The sequence below is a fragment of the Paenibacillus sp. FSL L8-0340 genome, from assembly GCF_038593145.1.
Taxonomy (GTDB): Bacteria; Bacillota; Bacilli; order Paenibacillales; family Paenibacillaceae; genus Paenibacillus_AQ.
On record NZ_CP151967.1, the window covers coordinates 5,665,194 to 5,691,805 of the forward strand.

Genomic DNA, 26,612 nt, shown 5'->3' on the forward strand with positions numbered 1-26,612 from the left:
GCGTCCGCCACCTCGCGCGGAATTGTTACCTTTGTCATTACGCGTTCACCCCTTCGATTTTTATTCCGAGCATATTAAGCGTATATTCCATCCCGTCAGCAGCGGACCAGCCGTATAGCCTGTTCTCACGCCAGTAGGCGTACTTCTCGCGGATTAACCCGTGCGCTTCATCTTCGTGTGGAGGCCCGTCGGCGGATTCGTATGTCTGCGCAAATACCTCCGGCTTACACGGATATCGCTCGCCCAAAATCCCGGTAACAATCCAGTCGCCCGCGCTGATTTCGTGGAATCCTTCGAGCGTTTTAATCGCGGGAACTTTGCGAAAAGCTGGCGGTACCGGCGTCCTTTTATCATGGTAGCCGACGAAGCGACCTCCGCCAATTACGTAACATGCGTAGCCGTCTTCGAGGCCCGGCGTGTACTGGACAGCGTCAACGAGAACGGGTTTCTTGCGGAATTCCATAATAGCGTCATCTCCCTTTACTGCGTATGACGTACGCCAATCTCAAAACGTACACTCTACGCGCTAATTTTTTCGTAGCGTTCATAATCCGAGCGAACACGGAGGATCGTTGCGCGGACGGCCTGACGCGACATATCGAGTGAGCGCGCGACTTCGGACTGCGTATAGTCCGCCATTAACATGCGAATGATCCGCTGCGGCACCGGCTTTAAGCGCGCAATAAAGGCGTCCGCTTCAAGTCCGCTGTAGTCGTCCGCACATCTGCGCTTATCTTCGTCCGGAAGTCTGTCCGTCTTCGTTATGCGGATGCTTCGGAGAGCCTGGTGCGCCTGCTTAACGTTGATGGCGAGTTCTAGCGCTACGACTTCCGCACCCGCATCCGCCAGACCAGCGCGATTAATCCGTTTAATCAGCGGATACAGCCAGTTCGGTATACGGATGCCGCTGGTCGGCCGCCGGGACAGCGCGTTGCGGATTTCACCATATATGTGCGGAAATGCAAACGAGCCGAACGGTACCGCAGCGTCGTTATAGCGATCGTATGCGTTGATGAGTCCGATAGCGCCGTCGTTCATCGCGTCAGTGCGCGGCGTGCGTGTGGCGGCGAGCTGCCCGCGAAAATAGCGCACGATGATCTTTTCGATGAGCGGTGTGTTAGCGGTAATAAAGTCGGCGCGGGATAGCGGACCGAGTAACGGGTTATCCGGGAATTTTGCGTTCATATACGTGATACCTCCGAGTGTGAAATAGTACAAATTTACGGTGCGTGCGGCGGATATACGGCTGGGATGCGGTAAGATAAATGTTTACAAACGCGGCGCCATGGGTTATATCTTTAAATCTTTTAAAGACTTTAAGATCTTAAGTTCTTTAAATTACTTATTCACTTACGTTCATAAGTAATTCGGACCGGATAAAGTGCAATCCGTCCCGAGATATCAAGAAACGCGCGTATTAAGCCTTGTATTACACATATCTAACTGCGCGGATTTTAAAACATAAGAGAAAAACCGTTCCCGATGCGCCCGCCGCCGCGATCCTATCCGTACCCTTCGCTTGCCCCCCCCGTCAATTTACCGCAGAATCACCGTTGAATTAGGCGTTTTGATAGCGTGATGGTAGATTTATCCCTCCCGGATATTCCAGGCGCTAATTTCACGGTGATTTTACGGTGATGCGAAAGAGGGCGTAAATTAAGCGGATGAGGCTACGCATAAGGTCAGCGCAAGGATTCCATTTGTGCTAAATAGTGCAAAAACGCGTTGCGCTAACTTTGCGTAAGTGTAAGAAAGTGCAAACGACTAAGCTGTGTTCGCTACGTTTTCCTGCGTTGGACATTTGCCCGTTACGCCCAACGCGGATAGTTCGAGGTCGAGTATCGTCTCGATTTCGTCGAATTGCGTATAGTTGATCCGGATTAACGGAATGCCGTTGGCGCGGCAGTAATCCGTTTTGATGCGGTCCTTGCGCTGGCGGTCGCGTAATTGGCGTTCCGCGCGCGCTATGTTCCCTGAGTAGACTACCGGACGAAAGTGGTGCTCCCCGTCATATTCGATAAGTACCATTTGAGTCGTGCCTTTTACTTTGAAATCAAAGGGAAGACGCTCCTTGTCACGGCAATCGTCAATCTTGTACTCTCTTGAGAACACGTATCCGCGAGTCTCTAAATATGTCAGTATCCTCATTTCTCCTCGACTAGCTTTACAGTAAGGACAGCGCCTTCCATTCGAAAGGAATGTTCCAGCCCTTAAGTCCCACTCATGGCCGCAATCATTGTGGCGCATCCTTATTTTGTCCTTTCCACGCGAGTACGTACTTAATACCGTATACTCGGCACCCTCAAGCGCGCATACCTCATCGACAAACTCTTCATGCGTCTTGCGCTTTGATACTACCGCGCATACCGGGCATCTATTTCCCGCCGATAGAAAGTTGCTGGGAAGCGCTGGCCACTCATGGCCGCATAAGTTGTGGCGCATATCTACATGAAAATGGTATCCCACGTACTCACCGATTACGCTGTACTCTTCTCCCACTATCGCGTGAACTTCTTTTATGAAATCTTCCTCGGTCCTTTTCCGAGTTTCTGCGGAACTCTTGGCAACTTCACCTATTGAACAGGTGGGACAGCGCGACCCTTGCAGGAGGCTGTTTGGTCGCACGGGCCATGTTCTTCCACAGCACCGATGCAACACGTCAGTAGGATTATCTGACCCCGTATACGCGCCTATAAGCAGATACTCCCCGTTAGTGATATCCAGTAAGTGCGCCCTAAACGTCTCCGATGTCCAGTACTTACGTTTACGACGTGTTCCTGTCGGGCTTGCGTGTTTGCGTCTTTCCGCAGCGTAATCACTCCTGCATTTATTGCAGCGTGCATTCGTTCCACTTATTAGTCTCTTGTCGACACCAAACTCCGTCAGCGGCTTCGGTTCTCCTCCGCACTTCGTACACACCTTACCGTCGACCTCTATCGTAGTCCCATCCGGACCAGTTATCGGCACCTTTACGATTTCTACACGCTTACCTTCCGCCATGCTTACGTCAGCTCCTTTCGCCTTATACTAAATATGACGTAAGGGTTTCGGATAACGTACACTTCTCCGCAAAAAAAATAACGCCAGCCCTGCGGAAGTTACTCCGTAGAGACTGGCGTATTACACATGTCTTACAAACGTTCTAATGGCGAAAACTTAGCGTGCTGTTTCGATACGTCTGTTCCGAATAAATTTACGTACATCCTAACGATTTCCAGCGAGGTGTGTCCGAGTATTTTCTGCAGACTAAACGAGTCGCCACCGTTCATTATATACATTTTCGCAAACGTGTGTCGGAACGTATGCGGCGAAACCCTCACCCCTTTAATCTGCGCAGCTTGTCCGTAAAGTTGTACCGCCTGCTGAATGCCGCGCACTTGAAACGGAGCATTGTCGATGTTTACGAATATGCGATCCGTATCGAGCACGCCGCGCATTTCCGTGTATTCACGCATGTGCTTTTCTAGCGTACGGCTGAACGGGACTAAGCGCTCTTTACGGCCTTTCCCGTAAACCTTTAGCGTACGGTCGCGCCACTCTATGTCTGTCACGCGTAGGCCCGCGAGTTCACTTACGCGAATGCCCGTATCCAAAAGCGTCATCATGATAACGTAATCGCGATAGCCCGTAAAGGTAACGCGGTTCGGCGCATCTAGTAGCGCCTTAATCTGCGCATTGCTAAACGTTTCTATAATGCGCTTCTCCGCTTTTACAGTTCCAATCCCTTTAAACGGATTAATCTCGACATATCCCTCCGTATGTAACCAGTTGAAGAATGCGCGCCAGCCCCGTATAAGTTTGTTAATCGTAGCGTCAGCGGGAGTATCAGACCGTCCCCGCAATATCTTAGAATTACGCTTAACGTCCAGCGCGGTCATTACGTGATAGCGTGTAACGTCGATCGGCCTCGCCACTTCTTGCGCTGCGAGCTGTGTGCGGAGCTCTTTGGTAGTATCGCGGTAAAATGCGAGCGTTGTGTCTGAGAGGTTTCGTATACGGCAGTAGCGCAGGAATGCGGTCTGTGCGGCTTCAAAGTCTGCGGATTCTGGCGGGAGTTCTGTTGCGGGTGAGTTGCGGCCGGCTGCCGCTAGGTTGACGCGCCGTTTCCGTTCTGTAGCCATAAATAAACGCCTCCATTCGTTCTATCCGTTGGCAATAACGAATAAAGCGAATGCAGGCGTACAGGTTTCCGTATTTTACGATTCGTAGGACTAGCGTAGGTTATACCGTTGGGGACACGTACCGACACCGTAATGCATATCGGAGACCGACCGAAAACTTAACGAGAGCATACGCTAACTTTTAAGTCCTGTGCGTCTGCCTGTTCCGCCACCCCGGCATGAAATGTGCGTTGTAACGCGACAAGAAATATAATATCACGTATCCAGCAAACACGCAATCAAAATCCCAAACATTTTTTTTGCAAAAAAACATCCCGGCCGGAGCCGGGACGGATCAAGATCAAGCGGGCGGGCACTAGCGGCGCTCGCGTTCACCGCTTCTGCTGCGCATACCGGCCAGCCCAAGTAGTCCTACGAGTCCTAACCAACCCCAGTTCGAGCCGTTGTCGTCATTGTTTGTGGCTGCTGTAGTGGTGCCGGTGGCCCGGTATTTAGTGCCGCGCGAGGCATCTGGATATTGTGTCATAGTGCCATTTGTTCCTGTACGGATCTTATCGTTCATGATCGAATCGTTGTTGTTTGTCGTTCCTGTAGTCCGGTTTAACAGGTTATTATCTTGCTGGTTAAGCATTGGGCCTCCGGTTCTGGTCCCCATGTCGCCCATGGTGTTGCCTGTTCTGTTCTCAGTCCTCATTCCATTCATTCCCGTATCAGGAACTGCCGTGCCCATTCCGCCCGTACCCGCAGCATTGGCTGCGTTACCGGCTCCAAGCAAACTCATCGATAATACTGTACCGCATGCAAGGCTTGTGATCAGCTTCTTCAAGTTGTTATGCCCCCTTCATGGTTTGTCGCTGATAATTTCCCCACAAGGTGCGGCATCTATTCATACAAGTTATTCCTTAACGAGGTTGACGGTCTTGCTTGCGGCATCATAAGTTACCTTGGCGCCAAGCGCTTCGGCAACCGCCCGCACAGGCGCATACGTTGTCCCGTTTTCTACAAGTCCGGTTGTGAGCTTACGCCCGTTCAGCATGATGGAGATCCCTTGTTCCTCTGCCGGTTCGTTTCCGTTGATCTTAGCCAAAGCCTCTTGCACCTGTTGTTCAGTCGGACGTTTTCCGGCCTGTAGCTGAGCGGTTGTAAGTCCGAAGGTCATCTGCAGATGAGGATAGTCTTTAAAGGAAGTCCAATCGCCGCCCCATTCAAACCCCAGCTGTTTAGCTAACGCAGCCACTTCCTGCCAATCTGCGGCCTTATCGCTGTCTCCGTCCCGGTTCATATCCCAGGACACGTTGTTGCCATCCGGCAGCAGCAGCGCAAAATCAATGGCCAATCCGTAATTATGATAACTGCTGCCTCCCCGGGCATTCGTAACAATTGGTCCCTTCTTGGTTCTGCCCTGCGCATAAAGCGCATTCTGCTCTGCAATTGTGCGCATCCCCTGAGTAATGATGATGGGAACACCCTTGGCATAGCTCTGCTGGATCAGCTCACCCGCAGCAGCTTGCAGCACGGGATGAAGCTTGCCCAGCGATCCGGCAGATTTACTCTTAACCTGATCCAATGTCAGCATATAATCACCCCCTGGTATAGTAAATGCCTTCTCATGCTTCATTGCTTGTATACCTGTCTTGATCAAGCTCCCCGGTGGATGATTTCCGCAGGAAAAGGCTAAAATAACAATGAAGGGTGGGATAACACAATGGAGATTCACAGCGATAGCTACAAGGTGGCTGCACTTGCCGATCAGGAAGATGCCGTGGAGGTGATCCGCCAGGCAGAAGCAGCAATTGCCCAAATCACAGGCAACAAAGCTGTTACCCTGATCGCTTATGAGAAGACGGAGGCAACCGGCGTAAATTGAAATGATATACTGGGATAAGCAGTTCATATCAGATGTGGAAAATAATAGATTCACATGGTAAAATTCATTTGTGAAACTCTTCACAGGAAGATTATTGCCATGACCTTACAGGGCACTTCCAAGAGGAGTGCCTTTTGTATTTTGCTTACCTAAACTGGGCTTGGGGGGCAGATGTGAACATCACTATTCATAATGTAGAACAAGTGTACCGGAATAACAGCCATGCACTGTATCCGGTTCATTTGGAGCTTCACGAAGGGGTTTACGGTTTGCTGGGACCAAACGGAGCGGGCAAGTCCACCTTGATGAATATTCTGACCATGGCCAAAAAGCCGACAAGCGGAACTGTCTACTGCAACGGTGTGGATATCAACACAATCCAAAACGAGTATAAAAGCAAGATCGGCTATTTACCGCAAACCTTTGGACTGTTCCCGGCCTTGTCAGGCCGAGAGTTTCTGATGTATGTTGCCGCTCTAAAAGGATTATCCAAGAGGCATGCAGCGGGCAGAATACAAGAACTGTTAAGTGCGCTTAACTTAAATGAGGTCGGTGACCAGCATATCGCCAGCTACTCCGGCGGGATGAGGCAGCGGATCGGCATTGCCCAGGCTTTGCTTAACAATCCCAAGTTCCTGCTGCTGGATGAACCCTCGGTGGGACTCGATCCCGACGAACGGGTGAATTTGAAGAATCTCATTACCAAGGCCGCGCAAGAAGCAACCGTGATCTACTCCACCCATATTGTGTCCGATATTGAAGCACTGGCTGGAAGCATTATTATCATGAAGCAAGGCAGAATTCTGGCGGCTGGAGCCGTGAACCAATTAACAGAACTTGTAGAAGGCCTGGTATGGAAGATGAACGTGGATTACAGCGGGCTTGCTACCCTTCAAGACAAATACATATGCAGCAGCAATAGATCAAACGACGGAATTGAGGTCCGTGTCCTTTCGTCAACACCGCCAAACGCCTGGGCCGAGCCGGTCTATCCCACCCTTGAGGATGTCTACCTCTATCTCATCCACCAGGATAAGATCAAAGGGGAATCACCAGCATGACAAGAACCGCCTCCGCCTTAAATCTTCTGTCTATATCTCTCGTCCTGGTGAAGGAACGCATAAGAAGAGCAAGCTTTCTGTGGACAATCGTCGTGTTTGCGTGTTGTACTTATTATTACTTTCCGGCAAGTGATACTACCGGCAGCCAAACCACCGTTATTAAAAACAGTCTCCTTGACGGGCACTACAGAGGGACCTATAACTCCGTATGGATGGGTCTGCTGGTGGTGTTGTTTTTTAACTGTCTGCTGCTTTTTGGGGGCATCTTCCTGATCCGAAACTCCATCGGAAGAGATGTTACGCTGCAACTGGAGATGTACTATACTACCTCTCCCCTAAATGTGCATCAATATGCGGAATCTAAACGTTTGGCGAACTTCCTCTACCTTGCGCTGGTTGCTCTGGCCGTTGAAGTCATGGCTCTGATCATGCAGCTCAGCAGGGGGGAAAGCTATGCGATTGAGCCTCTTTCCTATTTAATGCCTTTTGTACTGCTGATTTTACCCTTTATCTATGTATTATCCAGCGTGACGGTTTGCATGGAGCTACTCCCCCCGCTGCGCAGAAATCTCGGCAATCTGCTGTTGTTTATCCTGTCCTACGCCTATCTCTCTATAGTCTTCACCGGTGCGAACAAAACAGAGATCAACCCGTACTTCGATGTTACCGGTCTGCAGTTTATCGTTAAGAATGTATTCAGCCAGTTCAGGCAGTACTTTGCGCTGACCCGTCCAAATGATCCTTCCGTTTCCTTTTTTGAGACGATCGGCGATTATAACAACACTTTTCAGATTACACCATGACTTGGGAGTTCAAATTTGTAATCAGCAGGCTCGTTATTGTGCTGGTTGCGTTTATATTTATGCATCTGCTCGTTGCCTTAACAAGCTATGAAAGGATCTTCGGAACCTCCCGTCCCCGGGTCAAACCGGCAAAAGCCAAACGCAGCTCAGCCCGGAAACTGGCGAAATCTCTAGTACCGGTGAATCCAGCCTATACGGCCCCGGCTCCAGCACCTTTTAAGGCCCAATTCATCAGCATCATCCCTTACGAGCTGAGGATTGCCTTCAGGGGATCTGAAAAGCTAATGCTGCTGGTGCTCCCTCTGCTTGCTGCCCAGTATTTCCCGTCCTCAGACAGCTTGCATGCGATAGGATTACGGCTGGCCTCCCTAATACCTCTGTTTATTCTGTCAAGCAGCAGATTTCACAAGCAAGAGGCCTATATTTACGCCACTGTAGCCTATAAGAACAAATACTATTTCAGTAAAATAATCATGTACATGCTGCTGCTTGCCTTATTTTTCTCCGGGACCTTATTCAATTTATTCGTATACGCTCAGTACGCCGGTATACTTTCGCTCATTGTGGGAATTACGTTTGTACAAAAAAATATAATCCGCATGCTTTCCGGCAACGGAGCATCAAACAATGTAAACCTCCAAAATATCGTCCACGTTGACCCATTTCCATTCCTCCGCCCACTGCAGCTTGAATTCGCGCGAGTGGGTGTGAATGGAGGTCACAAAGCCGCTCAGCAGCTTGCGCTCAAAAGGATCAAACAGCACAACCGTCACACGGACATGCGCCCGCAGCGACAGAGCCAGCGTACACTCGATCTCTTCCAGCTTCTGTTCATCCAGAATCGGCTTAATCGTGCGCAACGTTTCCCGTTCATCTCTTTTAATCCGGCTCTTATGCTCCGGCAGCATCATCCGGCTGCTCTCCCATAGGCCATTGCCTTTCAGCTTCTTGCCGAGTGTCATTGCCATTCCCCTTCCCGATAGTTAATACTAAACTTATGTTCCGTATAACACGAACGTATGTTTGTATTATATCCGGAGTCCCGCTTTTTAATCAACCAGAAATAAATGACAGAGGGAATTGCCTGTTTTCCAGAAAATAGGTGTATAATATTATATATTATGAATGGAAAGGAGAACTTCATTTGAAAAAGGATGCTTCTTGGCTTCTTATCATCTCTTCTTTATTACTAGTGATGATTCCTGTTGCTAACAGCAATACACTGTCAGATTGGACCAAAGGAATATCGGTTGGAATGTCCCTTGGCCTCATGCTCGTAACGTTAATGCTTGCCTACATAAACCACAAGGGAATTTCGTTTAGTCAATCCCGCTTCGGTAAATGGAAAAACCGGTTGCTCCGTTCCAAATAACGAACAAAAAGGCGCACACAGCCTGCAGCTGTGAAGCGCCTTTTACCATTCTGTGTAAGGATGGACCTCAACTTTAATTGTGGGTATTCCTTATTTGCCGCCGGTAACGGTGGATGTCCCGGAATTTGTGCTATTCTCTGTCGTCGGAGCCAGCTTTACGTCCGTACTGCCCTCTGCTGTACCAGACTCCGCATCCGCAGTCCCCGCAGCTTCTGTACCGATCTCGTCCTCGATCAGCCCTACAGCAGCCCTTGCTTCGTTCAGCTTGGAAATGCCATACAGCATCGCCACATCCGCCTGCTGGTTCATTGCATTGAACTCATCGGCCGTAACGTCGGGAGAAACGGCGCTTTTCGAGGCTTGCTCTTTAATGGAGTACGCACTTTTAAAAGCGATTATTGATTCATTCAGCAGCGTTTGGACCTCTTTAGGCAGGCTTTTGGAAATTTTCACATCCCCCACCTCATCGGCAATTTCCGATGTCGTATCCTGGAATTGATCGACCGCTTTCTCCAGCTCCTTGTCCGAAGCTTTTCCTGTCGAATAAGAGGTTAAAGTAGTGTTGAAATTATCCAGGGAAGACTTGCCCTTTTCATCGAATTGTGACATCTTATCGTAGAAGTTTTGTACGGTCTCCTGCGCTTCTTCTTCTGATGCAGGGGCTGAACTATTATTGCTGCAGGCGCTGAGGATAACCACCACCATAAGTAATCCTGTCAGTAAAGCTTTTCTCATTTTTGAATCCCTCCACTTAACAGAATAATAGCGACTTTTGCAAAGTGCAAATGAAAATATTGTAAAATGCGCCCGAATGAATCATTTTCCTAAAATTAAGCGTATTCATGGTGGGTAAAAGATCTCCGGCCGTGACCGGAAATCTAATGGTATACTATAATCATTTCATCCGGAATAAGAGAGGAAGATCCCTTATGGCTTATTGCACAGCCTGCGGCGCGGAAAACAAGCATGGCGCCAAATTTTGCGGAAAATGCGGAGCACCTGTCGATGGAACGGTTCCAGCGGCACCGCACCAAACGTCAGCTAAAGGAATGTCCGGCTCAGGTCCGGAAGTCAAGCTGTGGGAGGGCAAACCCGCCGGCATTTCCGACCGCTTCAAAGGCCTTATACGCCTTAACACAACTACTTACACGATCACCAGTCAGCGGATTATGGTCAAGACCGGACTTATCGGCAAGGATCTCGAAGAAGTTGAACTGCTGCGGGTAAATGATTTCTCAGTAGCCCAGTCCATTCCGGAACGTCTGCTTGGAATCGGAACGCTTACTGTATTCTCCGATGACCCTTCATCACCACAGCTTTTGTTCCGGAAAATCCGCAAGGTGCAGTCTGTGAAGGATGTACTGCGAGGCGCTGTCCGCAACGAGAAAATTGCCAACAACATCAGCTACCGCGAGCAAATCTAAGTTTTCACAGCAGCCCGTTACGGAAGATACAACGCTCCGGCCGGAATAACATCTTTAGGCTGGCTGGAGCTTTCCCACATCAACACCGCCTTCGCATCGCCCTGGTTCTCATAATACTCCACCTTCAGCTCATACAGCTTGCCGGCAATCAGGCCGATGCTGCCCTTGCGCTCCTGCCCGCTCTGCTTCATCCAGCTGTCAATCACCAGCACGCCGTCAATCCACACCCGGATGCCGTCGTCCGAGGAAGTGTAAATCGTATAACCCTCGCTGTAATCCGCCTTTAGCCTGCCGCTCCAGCGCACTGAGAATAAATTGGCCGGAACCGCCGGATCGGGAGCACCCTGCTTCCAGATGAAATTAATATTGGGATCGGTGCGGACCAGCGCCGGAGTACCGCTAAGTGACGTATTATTGTAATACTCTCCCCTAAGTCCTGGCAATGAATTTGCCGGAGGCACCGAAACTGGTACCGCAGCCTTGACGGTATACTCTGACCGCGTGATTACAAAGCTGTCCTTCATAAAAGCCTTAATGACCGCATCACTGTTATTCTCGTACAGCAATTTGCCCCAGGTCATCTGGTACGACCATTTATTCTGCGAACCTGCCAGCAGGGCCGGGGACGGCATCTGTCCGTTCTCCCCAATGGCTATCAGCTTGCCCCGCCCCAGATCCCACAGCGTATCGTAGTGACTCTTTTTGAAATCCCCCTCATAAATATCCAGCGCCAGCACATCCACTTTTCCCGCACCGGGATAATAACCCGCAGGCTCGTCACACCACTGATTTTTGGCATTCGGACTCCACACCCAGAGCAGATTATGCAGCTTATGGTAAACCGTGTACCGCTCGAACATAAGGTTCCAAAGCTCGGTAAAGCGGCGTTTTTGCCCCCACCAGAACCATCCGCCGTTCATCTCATGGTACGGTCTCCACAACACGGGCACACCGGCATCCCTCAGTTTTTTTAAAGAAAGGGCCGTCTTGTCCAGATCCTTCATTAACGCATTGTATTGAGCGGTGCCGGGAGTGAGGTATTTGGCAAAGTCAACTTCGCTAAGGCTCATAGAGACATTGGACCAGGCCGGAGCGGTACCCGGTAAATGGGCATGGTAGCTCATCGTCACAATTCCGCCCGCCTTATGCCAGCGCACCGCACTGTCTACCACCGCCTGACGCTGGCTCTCTATAACTTTCTCTGTCTGATTGTTGATCGCACCCAGCTCATAGCCGTGGAGTGCGGCATATTGTCCGCAGGTATTCTTCAGCTTGTTGCTGAATTCATCCGGACTCTCCAGATAATCATGCTGCCCGCTGAGGATTGCCTTGCCTTGCAGCGAATATAACGTATTCAGCACCTTCAAGGCCGGAAGCACCAGTTTGGTGTCCGCCGGAGTTCTAAGCAGACTGCTGAATGCTGCCTGCCACTGGGCATCATTCACCAGCCTTGAAGCCGAATCGAGCATATCCCGGAGTATACGCTGTTCCATCCTTGTTCACCTTCCCTTGGTTTTATACCATGTTATGACAAGGTTTGGGACAAAGTGGCGGCGGATAGACAACAAACGGCCAAAATTATCGGTTCCACAAAGAAACGGCTCCGCACTCCTTTTCCAGGGACGGAGCCATTTATGCGGAAAGATCAGGACGAAATAAAGTATGATACTTTATTAGGAGTTCCGCCAATTGACGCGGCAGCAGTCAGATTGGTGTACTGCCTTTCATGTAGCCATACACGTGGTGCAGTCAAATGCACTTTTACCTCTTATTTCAACAAATTTACCATGTACAGCGGATTCAATTGCATATTTACCTCTCATTGCACCATATAACCCGCATGCGGCGAATTCAAATGCACTTTTACTTCTCATTTCACCATATAGCCGCATGCTGCATCTGCTAGCAAAAAAGAGCCCGAAGGCTCTTTGGTTTGTATCTCCGGCCTGGGCTAATCCTCCCATTGCATGGCCTGCTAATCTCATTGACTCTAGACGTATGTATAATACCGGAACGGCTGCCTCTTACCTTGCATACCGCAAAGGCAACAAATCAATTACATCGACCTTGGTCAGATTGTCATCCTCGATTAGAATGACCTTGCAATCCTTGCCATAGTCAGCGATCAGCTCCCGGCACATGCCGCAAGGTGAGACAACCTTGATCTCTCTGTCCTCGCTGTCCGGGTCCGGGTGCCTCACCGCAACGATGGTATCGAACTCCTTGTACCCCTCGGAAATTGCCTTGCCGATCACCATCGCTTCCGCGCACACAGTAACCCGGGAGAGGCTGGCCTCGAGGTGAACCGCCGTGAAGATCTCTCCTGTCTTGGTGCGCAGGGCCGCACCGACATGATGCCGCTCCCACTCATACCGTTTCTTGATAATCTCCACCGCAGAGGCGATAAGCGTCTGGTCTTCAATTGAAATCTCTTTTCCCATCTCCCTGTCCCCCCTTTATTTTCCTAACTTAGTATACTAAAGGACACTGAATTTACGCTATACTAATTAAGCTATGCTTCCGATGCCAGTTTTGTACGAACCTGAATCATGAAGCTATGCTCACAAAACTTTTAGGAGGAGCAGATGTGAAAAAGAAGAAATTCATCTCCAGTCTTATCATCATTGCACTGTTGGTCCTGGCGGCTTACTGGTTTGAAGATAATGGCCAGAACGTCACGACGCCTTCTTCGGAAGACTCCGAGGTAGTCCAGCTCGAATTCCCGGCGGATCGTTACCCGGAGACAGCCGGACATATCCAGGAGGCAATCAGCAGCGGGGAATCGGCGATCTGCACCATCAACCGGGGGGAAGCCGAAGCAAACCGCAAGGAATCCTTAAAAGGGGTTCCGACCAAAAAAGGCTACGACCGTGATGAATGGCCGATGGCCATGTGTGACGAAGGCGGTGCCGGAGCCGACATTGAATACATAACGCCAAGCGATAACCGCGGGGCAGGAAGCTGGGTAGGCAATCAGCTGGAGGATTTTGCTGACGGAACTAAGGTAGAATTCATGTTCAAATAACAAAAAAACGGATACCGTCCTCCCGGAGGGTATCCGTTTCTTGTGTACGTAGCGCTACGCAGATTGCCTCAGTCATCCTTCCAGTGGCCGCTGATTGAAGTATGCGCTCCAGGCCCGGGAGTTTCCCAGGCCACCAAAATAACCGCCGATTCTATAGGCTGTGGCGGCTGCCATTGGATATGACCCTCCAGCACCAGCTCGCGAAATCCGGAATAGATTCCCGCCGGTGTCCGCCCGCTGAGCCTTGCAAGCTCAGGCAGTGTTGGCATCCTCCGGAAGTGGTTGCTGAAATGGTACATGATCCTCAGCAGCTTGCGCGCTGTATCATCCAGCATAACGGGCCTTTGCCTGGCGCCAGGCAAGGATGTTTGCTGTCCGGAATACCCTTGGACCGCCCGTGGTCAGACAAGTGGCCCGAAGCAGCCCGGCTTTAATCCCATGAACCTCAACTCTGCGCTGGGTGATGTTCCCCGACTTGTCCTCATATATGATCTCAATTACCTGCCCGATCAGCTTCTCCAATTCTTTTGCACTCATGTAAACCGCCTCCTTAAGAAATCCCAGGAATATTTGTATGTATTATATGCGAACAAATGTTCTTTATGCAATCTTCCGTGAATTAGGCGTAATATAAAGTGGGATAATATTCCACGCGCGGAGAGCCAAGGTGTTCTATATTTGTTATCGGGGAAAAAGGCTTTACGGGCCCATGTCTGAGGAAGAAGCCTTCAAGGAATGGTTTGCACTTGCAGGCACGGTAAAAGAACTCTATATCATTGAAGTCGACGAAACCACGGGAAGAATCAAACGTCAGATTGGACCCACAGCCCGTAAAAAAAAGAAATAGCCCCATCTGGCATATGCCTGACGGGGCAACATTCGATTGAGTCTAAATTAGAATATACAGGCTTTTGTAATAATTACCAGAAGAATGAAGAGAACCAGAATGGAGTTTGTCGATGTCCATGGACTTACTACCGGCATAACTACCGGTGGACCTTGGTTTACTCCACCAACGTTATTACCGCAACCATAATCTATACCCATTATTTAAATTCCTCCTCGTGAATATTGAATATAGCACAGAATATGACAAAGGCTGATGTACCGTATAGGCCAAACGGCAAAGAAATGTCATTCACCTAAAGTATCGGCCTGTCATTGTCGATATACAGTAAGTAAATTCAAAGCTGTGAAGCTTCAAAAAACTTAGCGTATGCTTTCGATGTGAGTTTTGTACGAAGAACTTTCAGGAAGCATTGCTCACAAAACTTAGCGCATGCTTCCGAAGCGAGTTTTTTGTGACGCAGCATCTAAGTAGTAAAGCTTCAAAAAACTTAGCGGACGCTTTCGATGTGAGTTTTGTACGAAGAACTTTCAGGAAGCATTGCTCACAAAACTTTTAGGAGGTGGAACATGGACATTGCTGCATTATCAATGGCGATGAGTCAGACGTCCCTATACCAGGCTTCAGGGCTGCAAGTCATGAATATTGCCACAAAAACGACTGAGATCCAAAGCCAGAATCTGGTCCAAATGCTCCAGCAGAGCCCACACCCCAATTTGGGAAAAACACTTGATATTGTAGTTTGATTGATTTATGATTACATATATAAGAACATGAGTTCCGGTTATCCTTGAGCCCTTTCGGGCTTTTCTTTTGGCCAATAATACGAACATACGATCCTATATCGAGGTGATTCCCATGCAATCCTACTATCAAATGACCGCCCTGGAGAAATGGACTGAAGATTTATATCAGCGGTTGAACGTGCAACAGCCGTCGCAAATCTCCATTGAGTACATATCGGAGCGGCTGAATATCTGGATTCATTATCTGGATGTAAGAAGCAAGAGCATTGAAGCCTCTGCAGGCATGTACAGCATGTTTATTGACAGCCGCCTTCCTCCCGGGCTGCAGCGTCTCGAGTTCCTCCATGAGCTCTGCCATTTGCTTCGCCATGCCGGTAACCACACGCTGATGCCCGAACAGTTCACACAGGCACAGGAGGATGAATCCGAGCGTTTTATCCTTTATGCGGCGATGCCCTACTCCATGATTTCTGCCAGAATGTTGCCTGAACTCCGTGAAGATGCCGTCCAATATATCGCTTCAACCTTTCAGGTTCCTGCTGAGCTGGCCATGCAGCGGATTGACCAGATTCAGAGACGAGTGTTCCAGGGGCAATTGATGGCCGTGATGGAAAGGAACGAAGACAGAAATTTAATCCACCGACATATTCGGTAAACGCTGCGGGGATAATAGCTATGCATAATGAAATGCAGAGACCTTATGTATAGTGTGAATTTACCCGTAAGGGGGAGCGAGATGGACGCCATTCAAGTCATCCAGTTATTAATGACCCATCCGGATTACAGCGTGGATGCCGTGCATCCTGATATCCCGGATTTTGTTGGCATTGAGACCATTGAGGTCGATCATGAAACCCAGACCTTCTCCATTCTGCTGCAAGGACCGAAGGAAGAAGATTAGGAGAACCCATGGACAAAAAAGTGACCCCGCCGGCGTCTGGCAGGGTCCATATCTATTAATAAGGGGGGGGATGTGTTTACTAATGATAACGCTTGTCTGCACTACACTGCTCGTTCATGAGAAGAACGAATGAACAATCTGGCTAGCCTGAGCTCACAAACTGCATTACGCCTATTGCCGTCAGCAGGAAAAACACGATCAGAATCCCCCATATCACCCTGCGCAATATTTTTTTCGGGTCGTTGCCGGGTGGATGTCCGCCTTGATTCTCCAGCGTAGCTATCCGGTGCTCAAGCTCCTGAATTTTCTTTTGCTCAGACATATTCTCCATCTCCTTTTTTGTATATACTCAATAAAACGCTTCCAGATCCATAAAGTTTCATAAAAGGAAATTAACCTTTCTTTCATCTCTCTGTAACCTATCTCCCAATTTATTCCTATACTATGGGAGGAGGAGGGGATTTCCATGAAAACACTCTGGGTTCTTATGTCCGTAATCCAGCTTATGTTCGCATACAGTCCGCAAGCCGGTAACATAGATGAAGATAATAACATCCGTACATTCCAATATTCTTTGGAAGCTGGGTACAGCTGGAAGGCAACTTCAGCAGGTTCAGGAATGTATCAGGCAGATAACCGTATCTATATGAGCAATGACAGAGGCATATCCTGGCATAAGCTGAGCGATTCCTTGAGCGGCACTTTGCCAAGCGGCCCCATTGGAGACCTCAAGTTTAAGACGAAGGACACCGGCTGGATTACGGTCCATTCTCCACGCCAAGGCGATATTGGACTATATAAGACAACCGATGGAGGAATTCACTGGGCCAAAGAGCTGCTTGAAGTGCCTCCTAAATACGCTGCTGTTCAGTTTAATCCTGCCTCTCCTATATTTTTCACCTCTACAAATTATGGAATCGTGCTGCTGAACGAGGAAGGCCAGACCAATACCTCTCTTCTCTTCTATGCAACACAAGACAATGGACGTCATTGGACAGCCATCATGGATAGAACTGAGGGGCAATGGAACGATTTATCATGGATGGCTTCTTTGGATCAGAAATCCGCAAGCTACTTATGGAGTATTACTATCGGCGATAGAACCTGGACTTCATCCAACGGGGAAATCTGGTCTATTAATTAAGATCCTTAGCATTTATAAAGCTGGTGTCTTGAAGAATAGGCACAGCACTGCTAATATTCACCTGGCAGCAATAGGTCACATCGTCTTCATACCCGCGCTCACGAAGTTCACGGGCACTTGCACAATCCCATATAAGCTCCCTGATGGTTTTGCTGGAGTACTTCAAAGCTCCAATACAGACCTCAGCCTCAGGAGATTTGCTGCCGGTTAATTGGGAAAGAATCAGACCTGCACCTAAATAATCTTCAATGCCTGGACGCAAATTATTTTCACCATCCCTAACATCGGACCACCTTTCGCCGCAGGGAACCACAGTGATATTTGCCTGCAATTGCTGCATTAACCGGTTAGCAACCTCAGCCACGGCAGACGCATTAAGGAAACATCCGATGAGTAGCGCCGGCACCTGTGAAGCAATCCATGTACACGCAGCACCATTTAATGAACATAATACAAAGTCACGGCCAAAATCCGCAGAACTAAACGACAATGGTGACAGGGAATGCCCTCCTTCTCTTATCGCCTCCGCTCTTCCCCAGACGATTTCCGCACTGTTGGCTCTGGCATAGGCTTTGGCATTCTCATTGATTGGCGGGGGATACGGAAAGACATTGGCCTTGTGCTGAACCGCTGTCACTACCGTAGAAGAGAAGCTGAGCACATCAACTATGATCACAATGTCCCCACGTTCAGACGCGGCCCGCGCTCCTCTTTGCCCCCATTCCAATTTGACTTTATAAGGTGCCTGGTCATAAAACATCGGACTTCCTCCTTTATCCCATTTTTAAAGTGGAGATTATATTTGCTATAATATAAAGTTAAAAATATACAATTACTAGAGGAGGAACTATGAAATTCCTGTCCCGTATATTGTTCACTATCTCGGTGATTGCTCTGATCCTTTATACCTTCGATTTTGCTGAAGAATACAATAAGGATCTTCTGTACCTTCTAATGACAGGCTTCACAGGTTGCTTTTTTACCAGCTTCTTGGGGAAAAATGCCTCCAAACCGCGTATCCTCAGATGGTTATCTGCGCTTGTTGTAGCGGGTATTGTGCTCTATATTTTTGTCTTTGGAACACTTTGGGGGCTGGCGAACAGACCCTGACAAACATATACCTTTTATGAATGCATCAGTGAACGGCAGCTGAGGAGAATCTTCTATGAACGCACCGGCGTAGGCACCAAAACCTTTACGCGCATCATGCGCTTTCAAAGCGTTCTCGGGATGCTGAACAGGATGGAAGGCAGCAAATTGACCGCTGCAGCACTGCAGACCGGATATTATGATCAGGCTCATTTCATACATGAATTTCAAAGCATCTGCGGGCTGCTTCCCAGCGAATATATCAAAAGCTTGAACTAAGCCTGTCCGTTTTTTACAATTCAGCTATTGTCATGTCTTATACAATAGAGCAATACAGGAATTAGGAGGCTAGACATGACAAACATACAGTTCAGGCTCGAACAATACATGCAAACCTGGGAGGATGCGGAACGCTTTAGCGGAACCGTGCTGGTTGCCCAGGGAGATCATATTTTATTGGAGAAGGGATATGGATACGGAAATCATGAGTATGCCCTGCCGAATACACCCTCCACTATTTATAATATAGGCAGCATCACTAAGCTGTTCACGGCAGCGGCTGTAATGCAGCTGTATGACCGGCAGAAGCTTCGCCTGAACGAGCCCATGGAATATTATTATCCCGGCTATAGACACGGAGACCGCATCACCATTCATCATTTACTGTCCTCCACCTCGGGGATACCGGATTATACAGAGCTGAGCCAATATAGTTCAAGAGACCGGCTTTCTGCCGAGAGCATTCGGGAGTGGTTAAATCACGAACCGTTGCAAGGTGAACCTGGACAGCAAGTGCAGAAGAGCAACTCGAATTTTGTCTTCCTCGCCAGAATCGTTGAGATGGTGTCGGGCATGGAGATCGGCGCTTATTACGAGAAATTTTTATTTGCACCGCTCGGACTTAAGCATACCGGAATAAGCTGCAATGAGGAGATTCTCACCAATAAGGCATACGGATATTCCTGCTCGGGTGAAGGCGTAGTCTGTGCAGAGTATTACGATATGACTGGTGCCTTTGGAAGCGGATTTCTCTATTCCACTGCGGCCGATTTGTTCACATGGGTCAAGGCGCTGGGCAGCGGCACAGTAATAAGCAAGGAAGCCTATGACCGTATGCTTTCTCCTTACGGATATTTGTGGTACCTGGAGGCTTCGGTGGGATATGGCTGTTGTGTAAAGGGCGAGCCTGTAGAAGAAATGTTTATGGACGGGAATATTTATGGATACACCTGCACCCTGCAGCAGTACATATTAGGGGATTTCACCATAATTGTACTTAGCAACAACGATGCCAGCCCTGTAGCCCGCCTTGTAAAGGGCCTGAGAAGCATTCTGTACACTGGGGCGACCTCCATAATAGTCAAACCTGAACTTGCGGACGCCGCGGACTATGAACAATTTAGACACTTCGCGGGGGTGTACTGCTTTCCGCCAATGGGCTGGCATTTTACAATTCATTATGAAGAAGGCCTGCTGTATGTAGACCGGCTGTTCAATCAGGAGTTCAAAAAAAAGAAGTTCCAGCTTAAATTAGTTGCAGATACCGCGGAAGCAGTAGTACTGGCCTGTGTGGTGTGTGACAGCACCTTTACTTTTCATAAGGCTACGGAAGTAAAGTCCCAACAGGTAACCTACAGTTTCGATACCTTGAACCTGCCTTATGAGAGATCCGGCGAATAAAGCCGGTAAAACAATAAAGCAGCGGAAGCCTGAGCAGGAATAATACTCTTGGCAGCCGCTGCTTTTTTGTGTCTGTACTTTAGGAAACCGGATAAGCAGAAGTTACAGCCAGAATGATTTGGTAATAATTACGAGCAGAATAAACAATACCAGAATTGCCGCAGTCGATGTGCCCAAACCGCCTACAGGACCAACATTTTCTCCGCAACCACATGAACCCATTTCTCATTCCTCCTTCAAAAGTGAGTACAGCATAGAATATGCAGAATGCTCTTCACTGCTTGGGTGAAATGGAAATATGTTGTTGTGTACTCAGCCGGTCTGGTTTATTTATCCGCCATGAATGTTACGTATGTTGCTGCTGCAAATACAACAACCAGCACCAAAGAAATGACACCCATAATCCGTTCATTTTTCCAGGCACGTATTGTGTTTGCAATATATAGGATCATGAGCCCTGCCATCATTAGCGACAGATTGATGCCCGTTATAAACAACACAACAAACCCTATCATTACACAACCCCAAATAATCATGAACCACAAAGGATAATTTTTAAAGATCGTTTTAAACATTTTTCCGTCTGCCTCTATTCCATCTCAAATTTATACTTCCCTATAATCTCACAATCCAGTCTCGCTAGCAACGGAGGAAGTTTGTCCGGCAGCCGTAAACCAAAAAAGGACAAGCTCTTAGAGCCTATCCTTATCCATATAGAACACATAATTCCATATTGATCCAATTTATACGAGAGGTGCTTGAATCAATGTTGCGAAATTGAACTTGTGTACGTGACCATCATTTAAAGTAGTTTGACCTGTAACAAAATGCATATGGCTTGCTCCTGCCCGAATCGCTTGTCCTGTAACTCCTGCGAACCGGTGGTTGTGCCGATCTGCACCTTCTTCAGCCAGTTTAGTGCTCCCTTCAAATTCATGTACGTGTCTCTGTGCCTGGGTTGAGCCTGTTCTTATCTTCTTTATTGTAGGCCGTTTCTTCTTCATCCAATGTCTGCCTCCCTAAAATTATGCAACTTCACATCATCTTATTTAAGACAAACTCGGATAGGTGCACAGCCATTATCAGGTCTTTTCTGGATTCAAAAAAAACCACAACATAGCAAAAACCCCTTGCTAGGCAAGGGGTTTAGTGAAGTGGGCCCTACAGGACTCGAACCTGTGACCAATCGGTTATGAGCCGACCGCTCTAACCAACTGAGCTAAGGGCCCGGATCTAAAGTATCCGTATGATAAACAATGGCTGCAGGAAAATAAATTGGTTGCGGGGGCAGGATTTGAACCTGCGGCCTTCGGGTTATGAGCCCGACGAGCTACCGGGCTGCTCCACCCCGCGTCAGTAATCATATTCAAACAGCGACAATAGTTAATATACAATATAGCAGGCACTAAAGTCAAGGATGATTTTGTTAATTTATTCAGGGCAGGAAACGTACCCCGTAGCGGCCCTTGCGGGAGCGATAAATTTCCACAAATCGCGGATCATGATAGCCGTAAATCCAACCGTCCTGCTCCAGCCTCTTGGCCAGGCAGCCTGCTTGAAATCTCGTCCTGAACAGCTTCGCGAAGTATATCCAGTTCATGATGCCTTCTTCTCCTTTGTTACGATAATGGATGTCTTCCTTCCCTGAAGTTATCATGCCCAGTTTATAAAATATAAGCCGCAGAATACGGTATCCGCCAATAAAAAAACAGCAGGCCCTAACCTTGCGGTGAGGGCCTGAGAAACATTGCCGGATACAATTCTGCTACACGCCGAACGAGGCCGGATCTTTGCGCCAGGACTGCAGCAGCGCTACATCGCTGTCAGCGATTGTGCCTTGACTCAGTGCTACATCAATCAATGTGCTGTAGTTGGACAAGCTTTGCAGCGGCACACCAGCTGCCGCAAATGCCTCAGTGGCCCGGTCCAGCTCATAGCTGAAGATGGCCAGCACGGCCAGCACCTCTCCTCCGGCTTCCTGTACGGCCTGCGCCGCCTTAATCGAGCTACCGCCGGTAGAAATCAGGTCCTCAATCACAATGACCTTCTGTCCGGGAGAGATAATCCCTTCGATCTGGTTCTGTTTGCCGTGGCCTTTCGCTTTGTCGCGGATATATGCCATCGGCAGATCCAGCTTGTCGGCCACCCAGGCCGCATGCGGAATCCCCGCAGTGGCTGTGCCCGCAATCACTTCAGCGTCCGGATAGCTGGCTCTGATCAGCTCTGCGAAGCCAGCAGCAATGTAGCCGCGTACTGCTGGAAAGGCCATGGTCAGGCGATTGTCACAATAGATCGGCGACTTGATGCCGGAGGTCCAGGTAAAAGGCTCCTGCGGACGCAGCGCCACTGCCCCAATCTCCAGCAGATAGCTGGCGACTTGCTGGCTTTTATTCGATAATGTGCTCATGCTTGAGTCATCTCCTCAATAATAGATAGTGCGGCTGCGCGCGGATCCGCCGCAGCCGTAATAGGCCGGCCCACTACAAGGTAGTGGCTGCCTTGCCGGATAGCTTGTCCCGGCGTCATCACCCGGGACTGATCGTCCAGGGAAGACCCTGCCGGACGAATGCCCGGGGTAACCGTGCGGAACTCCGGGCCGCACGCGTCAGAGATCGCCGCCGACTCCTTAGGTGAAGCTACCACACCGTGCAGGCCGGCCTCAGCCGCCAGCTTGGCGTAACGCACCACGGTGTCCGCTACATTCCCGGCAATGCCAATCTCGCTGTTCATCACTGCCTGACTGGTGCTCGTGAGCTGTGTCACTGCGATAATCAGCGGCATTCTCAGGGACGGGTGCAGGCTGACCGCCTGGGCAGCCCCGTCCAGCGCGGCAGCCATCATAGCCGAGCCGCCGGAGGCGTGTACGTTGAACATATCCACACCGAGCATCGTAAGGCTCTCCGCCCCACCCCGCACCGTATTGGGGATATCATGCATTTTGACATCGACGAACACAGAATAACCGCGGGCCTTCAGTTCTCTGATGAAGTCTGGTCCGGCTGCATAGAACAGCTGCATTCCAACCTTCATGTAACAAGGAATGCCTTCCAGCTTCTCAATGAGCAGTCTCGCTTGCGCTGCATCAGGATAATCCAGGGCAATCATCAGCCGCTCAGCCATTTCATCCCGTCTGGTGATTTCTCCGACATTCTCGTGTTCAAGCTGCTGTGGGTCCATCTGTTTCACGTACGGATCAGCTCCTTTGGTCATTTTTTAACAGTTACCGGGTCCCCGGGCATAGCGGAACGGTCTGCGATAACGCAAACCGTTCCTGTGGCATGCCCGAAAGGGCTACTCATACATCTATAGGTTATTGTCCGACAAAAGCGGGCATGGACTGGGACGAGAAGTTGATCGTCTGCAGCATGATCAGCAGCGCCGTTACCGTATCCAGTGAGGTCATACATACGACACCGTTCTCTACCGCTTCACGGCGGATGCGGAAGCCGTCACGCTCCGGCGTTTTACCTTTAGTCAGCGTATTGAAGACAAAGTTGGCCTGACCACCGCGGATCAGATCAAGGATTGTCGGCTCTCCTTCATCCAGCTTGTTGACATTCATCACGTTCAGGCCTGCCTGCTCAAGGGCATGCGCCGTGCCGCCGGTGGCAATGATTTTGTAGCCCATGGCGTGGAAGCCCTTCATCAGCTCAACTGCCTCAGCTTTGTCTTTGTCTGCTACCGTAACGATGATCGCTCCGGTTGCCGGAATTTTCATGCCTGCTCCGATCAGACCTTTATAGAGCGCTTTGGCATACAGCTTGTCGCGGCCCATGACTTCGCCGGTCGATTTCATTTCCGGTCCTAAGGTAGGCTCTACTCTGCGCAGCTTGGCAAAAGAGAACACCGGCACTTTTACCGACACATAGTCGCTTTCCGGCCAGAGGCCTTCGGTGTAGCCATCGTCTTTCAGCTTGCCGCCGAGAATGATCTTGGTAGCCAGATGGGCCATAGGAATGCCGGTTACCTTGCTCAGGAAAGGAACCGTACGCGAAGAGCGCGGATTCACTTCTATCACATATACTTCATTCTGGTAAATGACGAACTGGATGTTGACAAGGCCAATCGTTTTCAGTTCCTTGGCTATCTTGATGGTGATTTCGCTTATTTTCTGCTTCAGACCTTCATCCAGATATTGCGGCGGGTAGACAGCGATGGAGTCACCGGAGTGGACACCCGCACGTTCTACATGCTCCATAATACCAGGGATGACCACAGTCTCGCCGTCGCAAATCGCGTCAACTTCGACCTCTTTGCCCAGCATGTAACGGTCGATCAGCACCGGATGCTCCGGATTCACCTTCACCGCTTCAACCATGTAGCTCAGCAATTCCGCATCGTTGTAGACAATCTCCATTGCACGGCCACCCAGTACATAGGAAGGACGTACGAGTACCGGATATCCCAGCGATTGAGCTGTTTCTACGGCTTGACTCACATCGGTTACCGTCTTGCCTTTAGGTTGTGCAATATTCAGACGGGCCAAAAGCGCTTCGAATTTCTTGCGGTTTTCAGCTTCGTCGATGCTTTCCAGACTGGTGCCGAGAATATTTACACCGGCTGCAGCCAGCGGCGCAGCAAGGTTAATAGCAGTTTGTCCTCCGAACTGAACGATAACGCCAATCGGATTCTCCTGGGCGATGACATTCATGACATCCTCGAAGAATAACGGTTCAAAATAGAGCCGGTCCGAGGTGTTAAAGTCGGTCGACACCGTTTCAGGGTTGTTGTTAATGATTACAGCTTCATAGCCGGCTTTCTGGATCGCCCAGACCGCATGAACGGTACTATAATCGAATTCAATCCCCTGACCGATCCGGATAGGTCCGGACCCGAGCACGATAACCTTCTGCTTGTCGGAATGGATAACCTCATTCTCCGTCTCATAAGTGGAGTAGTAGTAAGGTGTGGAGGCTTCGAACTCAGCCGCGCATGTATCTACCATTTTGAAGACCGGAGTTAGTCCCTGCGCAAGGCGCATAGCACGAACATCCACTTCCTTCGTCTGAGCTCCGCCCGGCCGGCCTTCCGCCCGGATCTCAGCAATTGCCCGGTCAGTGAAACCTTTGCGTTTCGCTTGATACAAGGTTTCGGCACTCAGCGTCTCTTCACTGCGCAGCACATCCTCGAAGTTCACCAGGCCTTCAATCTTGGACAGGAACCACCAATCAATGCTGGTGATATCCTGAATCTCCTGCAGGCCGTAACCGCGGCGGAACGCTTCCGCGATCAGGAACAGCCGCTCGTCATCCGCTTTGGCAAGACGACCCCGCAGCACGCTGTCTTCCAGCTGCTCTGCGCCCGGCAGGCGGAAACGGTGGACACCGATTTCCAGGGAACGGACTGCTTTATGAATCGATTCTTCAAAGGTACGGCCAATCGCCATGACTTCGCCGGTCGCTTTCATCTGCGTGCCCAGTTTACGGTTCGCCGATGTGAACTTGTCAAACGGCCAACGCGGAATTTTGCTGACGATATAGTCCAGTGTTGGCTCGAAGCAGGCGTAGGTCTGTCCTGTAACCGGGTTAACGATTTCATCCAGCGTGTAGCCGAGAGCGATCTTGGCTGCCATTTTGGCAATCGGGTAACCGGTCGCCTTCGACGCCAGCGCCGAGGAACGGCTGACCCGGGGATTTACTTCAATGACATAATATTGATAGCTTTGCGGATCAAGCGCGAACTGCACGTTGCAGCCGCCTTCGATATTCAGCGCGCGGATGATCTTGAGTGACGCGCTGCGCAGCATTTGGTATTCGCGGTCGGACAACGTCTGACTCGGTGCCACAACGATACTGTCGCCAGTATGTACACCGACAGGATCAAAGTTCTCCATGTTGCAGACAACGATACAGTTGTCGTTCGCGTCCCGCATAACCTCATATTCAACTTCCTTCATGCCGGCGATGCTTTTCTCCACCAGACATTGACCGATCGGGCTGTAACGGATACCCGCTTTGACGGTTTCACGCAGCTCTTCCTCGTTGTCGCAAATGCCGCCGCCGGTTCCACCGAGCGTATAGGCTGGACGAACGATCAGCGGATAGCCGATTCCTGCGGCAAAACCCATCGCTTCTTCCACAGTGGTGATAATCGTGCTCTCTGGTACTGGCTGATCCAGCTCGCGCATCAGATCGCGGAACAAATCACGGTCTTCTGCCTTCTCGATGGATTCCAGCTGTGTGCCCAGCAGCTTCACGTTCTCCGACTGCAGCACACCTGCGCGGGCCAGTTCCACGGCCATGTTCAGGCCGGTCTGTCCGCCCAGTGTCGGCAGCAGGCCATCCGGGCGTTCCTGGCGGATAATCGCCGTAACAAACTCAAGTGTAATCGGCTCGATGTATACCTTGTCGGCCATATTGGTATCGGTCATGATCGTGGCCGGGTTGCTGTTGATCAGCACTACCTCCACGCCTTCTTCTTTGAGTGCCTGGCAGGCCTGTGTTCCTGCATAGTCAAACTCGGCAGCCTGGCCGATGACAATCGGGCCGGAGCCGATGACGAGAATCTTTTTAAGTTTATCGTTCTTTGGCAT

Annotated in this window: 36 protein-coding genes and 2 tRNA genes; 14 read left to right on the forward strand and 24 right to left on the reverse strand. The window is 49.7% G+C overall.

Features of this window, described 5'->3' with window-relative positions:
• Nucleotides 1-37: 37 nt before the first annotated feature.
• From NST07_RS26005 to NST07_RS26030, 6 genes are all read right to left on the reverse strand, one after another.
• Entirely contained in the window at nt 38-463 is a 426-nt protein-coding gene (locus NST07_RS26005; RefSeq protein ID WP_342480472.1) for a hypothetical protein, read from the reverse strand.
• A gap of 56 nt (nt 464-519) precedes the next feature.
• Nucleotides 520-1,185 carry a sigma-70 family RNA polymerase sigma factor gene (locus tag NST07_RS26010; protein ID WP_342480473.1) on the reverse strand — a complete coding sequence of 222 codons (666 nt, stop codon included), beginning with the start codon at nt 1,183-1,185 and terminating at the stop codon, nt 520-522.
• 579 nt (nt 1,186-1,764) lie between these two features.
• Nucleotides 1,765-2,148, reverse strand: a complete 384-nt coding sequence (locus NST07_RS26015) for a hypothetical protein (RefSeq protein ID WP_342480474.1) — start codon at nt 2,146-2,148, stop codon at nt 1,765-1,767.
• 983 nt (nt 2,149-3,131) lie between these two features.
• Nucleotides 3,132-4,121, reverse strand: coding sequence for a tyrosine-type recombinase/integrase (locus tag NST07_RS26020; protein ID WP_342480475.1), 990 nt, complete (start codon nt 4,119-4,121; stop codon nt 3,132-3,134).
• A 355-nt stretch (nt 4,122-4,476) separates the two neighbouring features.
• Complete coding sequence (locus NST07_RS26025) at nt 4,477-4,947, reverse strand: WGxxGxxG family protein (RefSeq protein WP_341095352.1); 471 nt, start codon at nt 4,945-4,947, stop codon at nt 4,477-4,479.
• 69 nt (nt 4,948-5,016) lie between these two features.
• The gene (locus NST07_RS26030; RefSeq protein WP_341095354.1) at nt 5,017-5,697 is read right to left on the reverse strand and encodes a M15 family metallopeptidase; all 681 of its coding nucleotides are present in this window, start codon (nt 5,695-5,697) and stop codon (nt 5,017-5,019) included.
• 129 nt (nt 5,698-5,826) lie between these two features.
• Between NST07_RS26030 and NST07_RS26035 the strand changes: the two genes are divergently transcribed.
• The 3 genes from NST07_RS26035 (at nt 5,827) to NST07_RS26045 (ending at nt 7,852) form a co-directional block, all read left to right on the forward strand.
• The gene (locus NST07_RS26035) at nt 5,827-5,988 is read left to right on the forward strand and encodes a hypothetical protein (protein ID WP_197073616.1); all 162 of its coding nucleotides are present in this window, start codon (nt 5,827-5,829) and stop codon (nt 5,986-5,988) included.
• A 173-nt stretch (nt 5,989-6,161) separates the two neighbouring features.
• Entirely contained in the window at nt 6,162-7,049 is an 888-nt protein-coding gene (locus NST07_RS26040) for an ATP-binding cassette domain-containing protein (protein ID WP_342480476.1), read from the forward strand.
• Nucleotides 7,046-7,852 (forward strand): hypothetical protein, encoded by an 807-nt coding sequence (locus NST07_RS26045; protein WP_342480477.1) that lies wholly within the window; start codon nt 7,046-7,048, stop codon nt 7,850-7,852. Before NST07_RS26040 ends, NST07_RS26045 begins: the two co-directional genes overlap by 4 nt.
• 620 nt (nt 7,853-8,472) lie before the next feature.
• On the opposite strand, the gene NST07_RS26050 is transcribed toward NST07_RS26045, so the two are convergent.
• Nucleotides 8,473-8,814, reverse strand: coding sequence for a YolD-like family protein (locus NST07_RS26050; protein WP_342480478.1), 342 nt, complete (start codon nt 8,812-8,814; stop codon nt 8,473-8,475).
• A 182-nt stretch (nt 8,815-8,996) separates the two neighbouring features.
• On the opposite strand from NST07_RS26050, the gene NST07_RS26055 reads away from it, so the two are divergent.
• Complete coding sequence (locus tag NST07_RS26055; RefSeq protein WP_341095362.1) at nt 8,997-9,224, forward strand: hypothetical protein; 228 nt, start codon at nt 8,997-8,999, stop codon at nt 9,222-9,224.
• Between the two features lie 90 nt (nt 9,225-9,314).
• Here NST07_RS26055 and NST07_RS26060 read toward each other — a convergent pair whose 3' ends face one another.
• Nucleotides 9,315-9,959 (reverse strand): hypothetical protein, encoded by a 645-nt coding sequence (locus NST07_RS26060; RefSeq protein WP_342480479.1) that lies wholly within the window; start codon nt 9,957-9,959, stop codon nt 9,315-9,317.
• 194 nt (nt 9,960-10,153) lie between these two features.
• Here NST07_RS26060 and NST07_RS26065 point away from each other — a divergent pair, with 194 nt between their 5' ends.
• Nucleotides 10,154-10,648 (forward strand): PH domain-containing protein, encoded by a 495-nt coding sequence (locus NST07_RS26065; protein WP_341379507.1) that lies wholly within the window; start codon nt 10,154-10,156, stop codon nt 10,646-10,648.
• 17 nt (nt 10,649-10,665) lie between these two features.
• On the opposite strand, the gene NST07_RS26070 is transcribed toward NST07_RS26065, so the two are convergent.
• The 3 genes from NST07_RS26070 to NST07_RS26080 form a co-directional block, all read right to left on the reverse strand.
• Entirely contained in the window at nt 10,666-12,141 is a 1,476-nt protein-coding gene (locus NST07_RS26070; RefSeq protein ID WP_342480480.1) for a glycosyl hydrolase, read from the reverse strand.
• Nucleotides 12,142-12,372: 231 nt separating this feature from the next.
• The gene (locus NST07_RS26075; RefSeq protein ID WP_341095368.1) at nt 12,373-12,633 is read right to left on the reverse strand and encodes a hypothetical protein; all 261 of its coding nucleotides are present in this window, start codon (nt 12,631-12,633) and stop codon (nt 12,373-12,375) included.
• Between the two features lie 39 nt (nt 12,634-12,672).
• Nucleotides 12,673-13,089, reverse strand: a complete 417-nt coding sequence (locus NST07_RS26080; protein ID WP_341095370.1) for a cytidine deaminase — start codon at nt 13,087-13,089, stop codon at nt 12,673-12,675.
• A gap of 146 nt (nt 13,090-13,235) precedes the next feature.
• On the opposite strand from NST07_RS26080, the gene NST07_RS26085 reads away from it, so the two are divergent.
• Nucleotides 13,236-13,673, forward strand: a complete 438-nt coding sequence (locus NST07_RS26085; RefSeq protein ID WP_341095372.1) for a NucA/NucB deoxyribonuclease domain-containing protein — start codon at nt 13,236-13,238, stop codon at nt 13,671-13,673.
• A 68-nt stretch (nt 13,674-13,741) separates the two neighbouring features.
• Here NST07_RS26085 and NST07_RS26090 read toward each other — a convergent pair whose 3' ends face one another.
• Together NST07_RS26090 and NST07_RS26095 are read right to left on the reverse strand one after the other, a co-directional pair.
• On the reverse strand, nt 13,742-14,008 hold the full coding sequence (locus NST07_RS26090; RefSeq protein WP_341095374.1) for a hypothetical protein: 267 nt from the start codon (nt 14,006-14,008) through the stop codon (nt 13,742-13,744).
• Nucleotides 13,998-14,210, reverse strand: a complete 213-nt coding sequence (locus NST07_RS26095; protein WP_341095375.1) for a hypothetical protein — start codon at nt 14,208-14,210, stop codon at nt 13,998-14,000. Before NST07_RS26095 ends, NST07_RS26090 begins: the two co-directional genes overlap by 11 nt.
• 172 nt (nt 14,211-14,382) lie before the next feature.
• On the opposite strand from NST07_RS26095, the gene NST07_RS26100 reads away from it, so the two are divergent.
• From NST07_RS26100 to NST07_RS26115, 4 genes are all read left to right on the forward strand, one after another.
• On the forward strand, nt 14,383-14,520 hold the full coding sequence (locus tag NST07_RS26100) for a hypothetical protein (RefSeq protein WP_156130945.1): 138 nt from the start codon (nt 14,383-14,385) through the stop codon (nt 14,518-14,520).
• A gap of 569 nt (nt 14,521-15,089) precedes the next feature.
• A complete protein-coding gene (locus NST07_RS26105) occupies nt 15,090-15,266 on the forward strand; it encodes a YjfB family protein (protein ID WP_341095377.1) in 177 nt (58 codons plus the stop codon).
• Nucleotides 15,267-15,378: 112 nt separating this feature from the next.
• Nucleotides 15,379-15,921, forward strand: a complete 543-nt coding sequence (locus tag NST07_RS26110; RefSeq protein WP_341095378.1) for an ImmA/IrrE family metallo-endopeptidase — start codon at nt 15,379-15,381, stop codon at nt 15,919-15,921.
• A gap of 81 nt (nt 15,922-16,002) precedes the next feature.
• Nucleotides 16,003-16,167, forward strand: a complete 165-nt coding sequence (locus tag NST07_RS26115; RefSeq protein WP_342480481.1) for a hypothetical protein — start codon at nt 16,003-16,005, stop codon at nt 16,165-16,167.
• A gap of 142 nt (nt 16,168-16,309) precedes the next feature.
• Here the strand turns inward: NST07_RS26115 and NST07_RS26120 are convergent, their stop codons facing one another.
• On the reverse strand, nt 16,310-16,489 hold the full coding sequence (locus NST07_RS26120; protein WP_341095380.1) for a hypothetical protein: 180 nt from the start codon (nt 16,487-16,489) through the stop codon (nt 16,310-16,312).
• Between the two features lie 144 nt (nt 16,490-16,633).
• On the opposite strand from NST07_RS26120, the gene NST07_RS26125 reads away from it, so the two are divergent.
• Nucleotides 16,634-17,311: a hypothetical protein gene (locus tag NST07_RS26125; protein ID WP_341095382.1), complete on the forward strand. Its 678-nt coding sequence runs from the start codon at nt 16,634-16,636 to the stop codon at nt 17,309-17,311.
• Here the strand turns inward: NST07_RS26125 and NST07_RS26130 are convergent.
• Nucleotides 17,304-18,071, reverse strand: coding sequence for a 2-phosphosulfolactate phosphatase (locus NST07_RS26130; protein ID WP_341095384.1), 768 nt, complete (start codon nt 18,069-18,071; stop codon nt 17,304-17,306). The genes NST07_RS26125 and NST07_RS26130 overlap by 8 nt on opposite strands.
• An 89-nt stretch (nt 18,072-18,160) precedes the next feature.
• Between NST07_RS26130 and NST07_RS26135 the strand changes: the two genes are divergently transcribed.
• The 3 genes from NST07_RS26135 to NST07_RS26145 all read left to right on the forward strand — a co-directional run bounded on the left by NST07_RS26135 (nt 18,161) and on the right by NST07_RS26145 (nt 20,080).
• Nucleotides 18,161-18,421: a hypothetical protein gene (locus tag NST07_RS26135; RefSeq protein WP_341095386.1), complete on the forward strand. Its 261-nt coding sequence runs from the start codon at nt 18,161-18,163 to the stop codon at nt 18,419-18,421.
• Nucleotides 18,422-18,445: 24 nt separating this feature from the next.
• On the forward strand, nt 18,446-18,679 hold the full coding sequence (locus NST07_RS26140; RefSeq protein WP_341380406.1) for a helix-turn-helix domain-containing protein: 234 nt from the start codon (nt 18,446-18,448) through the stop codon (nt 18,677-18,679).
• A 75-nt stretch (nt 18,680-18,754) separates the two neighbouring features.
• A complete protein-coding gene (locus tag NST07_RS26145; protein ID WP_342480482.1) occupies nt 18,755-20,080 on the forward strand; it encodes a serine hydrolase in 1,326 nt (441 codons plus the stop codon).
• Nucleotides 20,081-20,182: 102 nt separating this feature from the next.
• Here the strand turns inward: NST07_RS26145 and NST07_RS26150 are convergent, their stop codons facing one another.
• The 9 genes from NST07_RS26150 to carB all read right to left on the reverse strand — a co-directional run bounded on the left by NST07_RS26150 (nt 20,183) and on the right by carB (nt 26,612).
• Complete coding sequence (locus NST07_RS26150) at nt 20,183-20,302, reverse strand: YjcZ family sporulation protein (RefSeq protein WP_341095390.1); 120 nt, start codon at nt 20,300-20,302, stop codon at nt 20,183-20,185.
• 104 nt (nt 20,303-20,406) lie between these two features.
• Nucleotides 20,407-20,595 (reverse strand): hypothetical protein, encoded by a 189-nt coding sequence (locus NST07_RS26155; protein WP_341379512.1) that lies wholly within the window; start codon nt 20,593-20,595, stop codon nt 20,407-20,409.
• Between the two features lie 228 nt (nt 20,596-20,823).
• Entirely contained in the window at nt 20,824-21,084 is a 261-nt protein-coding gene (locus NST07_RS26160) for a YmaF family protein (protein ID WP_341379514.1), read from the reverse strand.
• A 151-nt stretch (nt 21,085-21,235) separates the two neighbouring features.
• Nucleotides 21,236-21,309: transfer RNA gene (locus tag NST07_RS26165), tRNA-Ile, on the reverse strand.
• Nucleotides 21,310-21,356: 47 nt separating this feature from the next.
• Nucleotides 21,357-21,433, reverse strand: a tRNA-Met gene (locus NST07_RS26170).
• Nucleotides 21,434-21,515: 82 nt separating this feature from the next.
• A complete protein-coding gene (locus NST07_RS26175) occupies nt 21,516-21,680 on the reverse strand; it encodes a hypothetical protein (protein ID WP_019909365.1) in 165 nt (54 codons plus the stop codon).
• Between the two features lie 165 nt (nt 21,681-21,845).
• Nucleotides 21,846-22,487, reverse strand: coding sequence for an orotate phosphoribosyltransferase (pyrE, locus tag NST07_RS26180; protein ID WP_342480483.1), 642 nt, complete (start codon nt 22,485-22,487; stop codon nt 21,846-21,848).
• Nucleotides 22,484-23,257 carry an orotidine-5'-phosphate decarboxylase gene (pyrF, locus tag NST07_RS26185; RefSeq protein WP_341097754.1) on the reverse strand — a complete coding sequence of 258 codons (774 nt, stop codon included), beginning with the start codon at nt 23,255-23,257 and terminating at the stop codon, nt 22,484-22,486. The genes pyrE and pyrF overlap by 4 nt, the downstream gene beginning before the upstream one ends.
• Nucleotides 23,258-23,390: 133 nt before the next feature.
• Nucleotides 23,391-26,612 (reverse strand): carbamoyl-phosphate synthase large subunit, encoded by a 3,222-nt coding sequence (gene carB / locus NST07_RS26190; RefSeq protein WP_342480484.1) that lies wholly within the window; start codon nt 26,610-26,612, stop codon nt 23,391-23,393.

Coding starts and splice junctions, on each gene's coding strand:
- NST07_RS26005 (WP_342480472.1), bottom strand. CDS start 463: ATGGAATTCCGCAAGAAACCCGTTCTCGTTGACGCTGTCCAGTACACG.
- NST07_RS26010 (WP_342480473.1), bottom strand. CDS start 1,185: ATGAACGCAAAATTCCCGGATAACCCGTTACTCGGTCCGCTATCCCGC.
- NST07_RS26015 (WP_342480474.1), bottom strand. CDS start 2,148: ATGAGGATACTGACATATTTAGAGACTCGCGGATACGTGTTCTCAAGA.
- NST07_RS26020 (WP_342480475.1), bottom strand. CDS start 4,121: ATGGCTACAGAACGGAAACGGCGCGTCAACCTAGCGGCAGCCGGCCGC.
- NST07_RS26030 (WP_341095354.1), bottom strand. CDS start 5,697: ATGCTGACATTGGATCAGGTTAAGAGTAAATCTGCCGGATCGCTGGGC.
- NST07_RS26035 (WP_197073616.1), top strand. CDS start 5,827: ATGGAGATTCACAGCGATAGCTACAAGGTGGCTGCACTTGCCGATCAG.
- NST07_RS26045 (WP_342480477.1), top strand. CDS start 7,046: ATGACAAGAACCGCCTCCGCCTTAAATCTTCTGTCTATATCTCTCGTC.
- NST07_RS26050 (WP_342480478.1), bottom strand. CDS start 8,814: ATGACACTCGGCAAGAAGCTGAAAGGCAATGGCCTATGGGAGAGCAGC.
- NST07_RS26060 (WP_342480479.1), bottom strand. CDS start 9,959: ATGAGAAAAGCTTTACTGACAGGATTACTTATGGTGGTGGTTATCCTC.
- NST07_RS26065 (WP_341379507.1), top strand. CDS start 10,154: ATGGCTTATTGCACAGCCTGCGGCGCGGAAAACAAGCATGGCGCCAAA.
- NST07_RS26070 (WP_342480480.1), bottom strand. CDS start 12,141: ATGGAACAGCGTATACTCCGGGATATGCTCGATTCGGCTTCAAGGCTG.
- NST07_RS26075 (WP_341095368.1), bottom strand. CDS start 12,633: ATGAGATTAGCAGGCCATGCAATGGGAGGATTAGCCCAGGCCGGAGAT.
- NST07_RS26080 (WP_341095370.1), bottom strand. CDS start 13,089: ATGGGAAAAGAGATTTCAATTGAAGACCAGACGCTTATCGCCTCTGCG.
- NST07_RS26090 (WP_341095374.1), bottom strand. CDS start 14,008: ATGCTGGATGATACAGCGCGCAAGCTGCTGAGGATCATGTACCATTTC.
- NST07_RS26095 (WP_341095375.1), bottom strand. CDS start 14,210: ATGAGTGCAAAAGAATTGGAGAAGCTGATCGGGCAGGTAATTGAGATC.
- NST07_RS26100 (WP_156130945.1), top strand. CDS start 14,383: ATGTCTGAGGAAGAAGCCTTCAAGGAATGGTTTGCACTTGCAGGCACG.
- NST07_RS26105 (WP_341095377.1), top strand. CDS start 15,090: ATGGACATTGCTGCATTATCAATGGCGATGAGTCAGACGTCCCTATAC.
- NST07_RS26110 (WP_341095378.1), top strand. CDS start 15,379: ATGCAATCCTACTATCAAATGACCGCCCTGGAGAAATGGACTGAAGAT.
- NST07_RS26115 (WP_342480481.1), top strand. CDS start 16,003: ATGGACGCCATTCAAGTCATCCAGTTATTAATGACCCATCCGGATTAC.
- NST07_RS26120 (WP_341095380.1), bottom strand. CDS start 16,489: ATGTCTGAGCAAAAGAAAATTCAGGAGCTTGAGCACCGGATAGCTACG.
- NST07_RS26125 (WP_341095382.1), top strand. CDS start 16,634: ATGAAAACACTCTGGGTTCTTATGTCCGTAATCCAGCTTATGTTCGCA.
- NST07_RS26130 (WP_341095384.1), bottom strand. CDS start 18,071: ATGTTTTATGACCAGGCACCTTATAAAGTCAAATTGGAATGGGGGCAA.
- NST07_RS26135 (WP_341095386.1), top strand. CDS start 18,161: ATGAAATTCCTGTCCCGTATATTGTTCACTATCTCGGTGATTGCTCTG.
- NST07_RS26145 (WP_342480482.1), top strand. CDS start 18,755: ATGACAAACATACAGTTCAGGCTCGAACAATACATGCAAACCTGGGAG.
- NST07_RS26150 (WP_341095390.1), bottom strand. CDS start 20,302: ATGGGTTCATGTGGTTGCGGAGAAAATGTTGGTCCTGTAGGCGGTTTG.
- NST07_RS26155 (WP_341379512.1), bottom strand. CDS start 20,595: ATGATAGGGTTTGTTGTGTTGTTTATAACGGGCATCAATCTGTCGCTA.
- NST07_RS26160 (WP_341379514.1), bottom strand. CDS start 21,084: ATGAAGAAGAAACGGCCTACAATAAAGAAGATAAGAACAGGCTCAACC.
- NST07_RS26175 (WP_019909365.1), bottom strand. CDS start 21,680: ATGAACTGGATATACTTCGCGAAGCTGTTCAGGACGAGATTTCAAGCA.
- pyrE (WP_342480483.1), bottom strand. CDS start 22,487: ATGAGCACATTATCGAATAAAAGCCAGCAAGTCGCCAGCTATCTGCTG.
- pyrF (WP_341097754.1), bottom strand. CDS start 23,257: ATGGACCCACAGCAGCTTGAACACGAGAATGTCGGAGAAATCACCAGA.
- carB (WP_342480484.1), bottom strand. CDS start 26,612: ATGCCAAAGAACGATAAACTTAAAAAGATTCTCGTCATCGGCTCCGGC.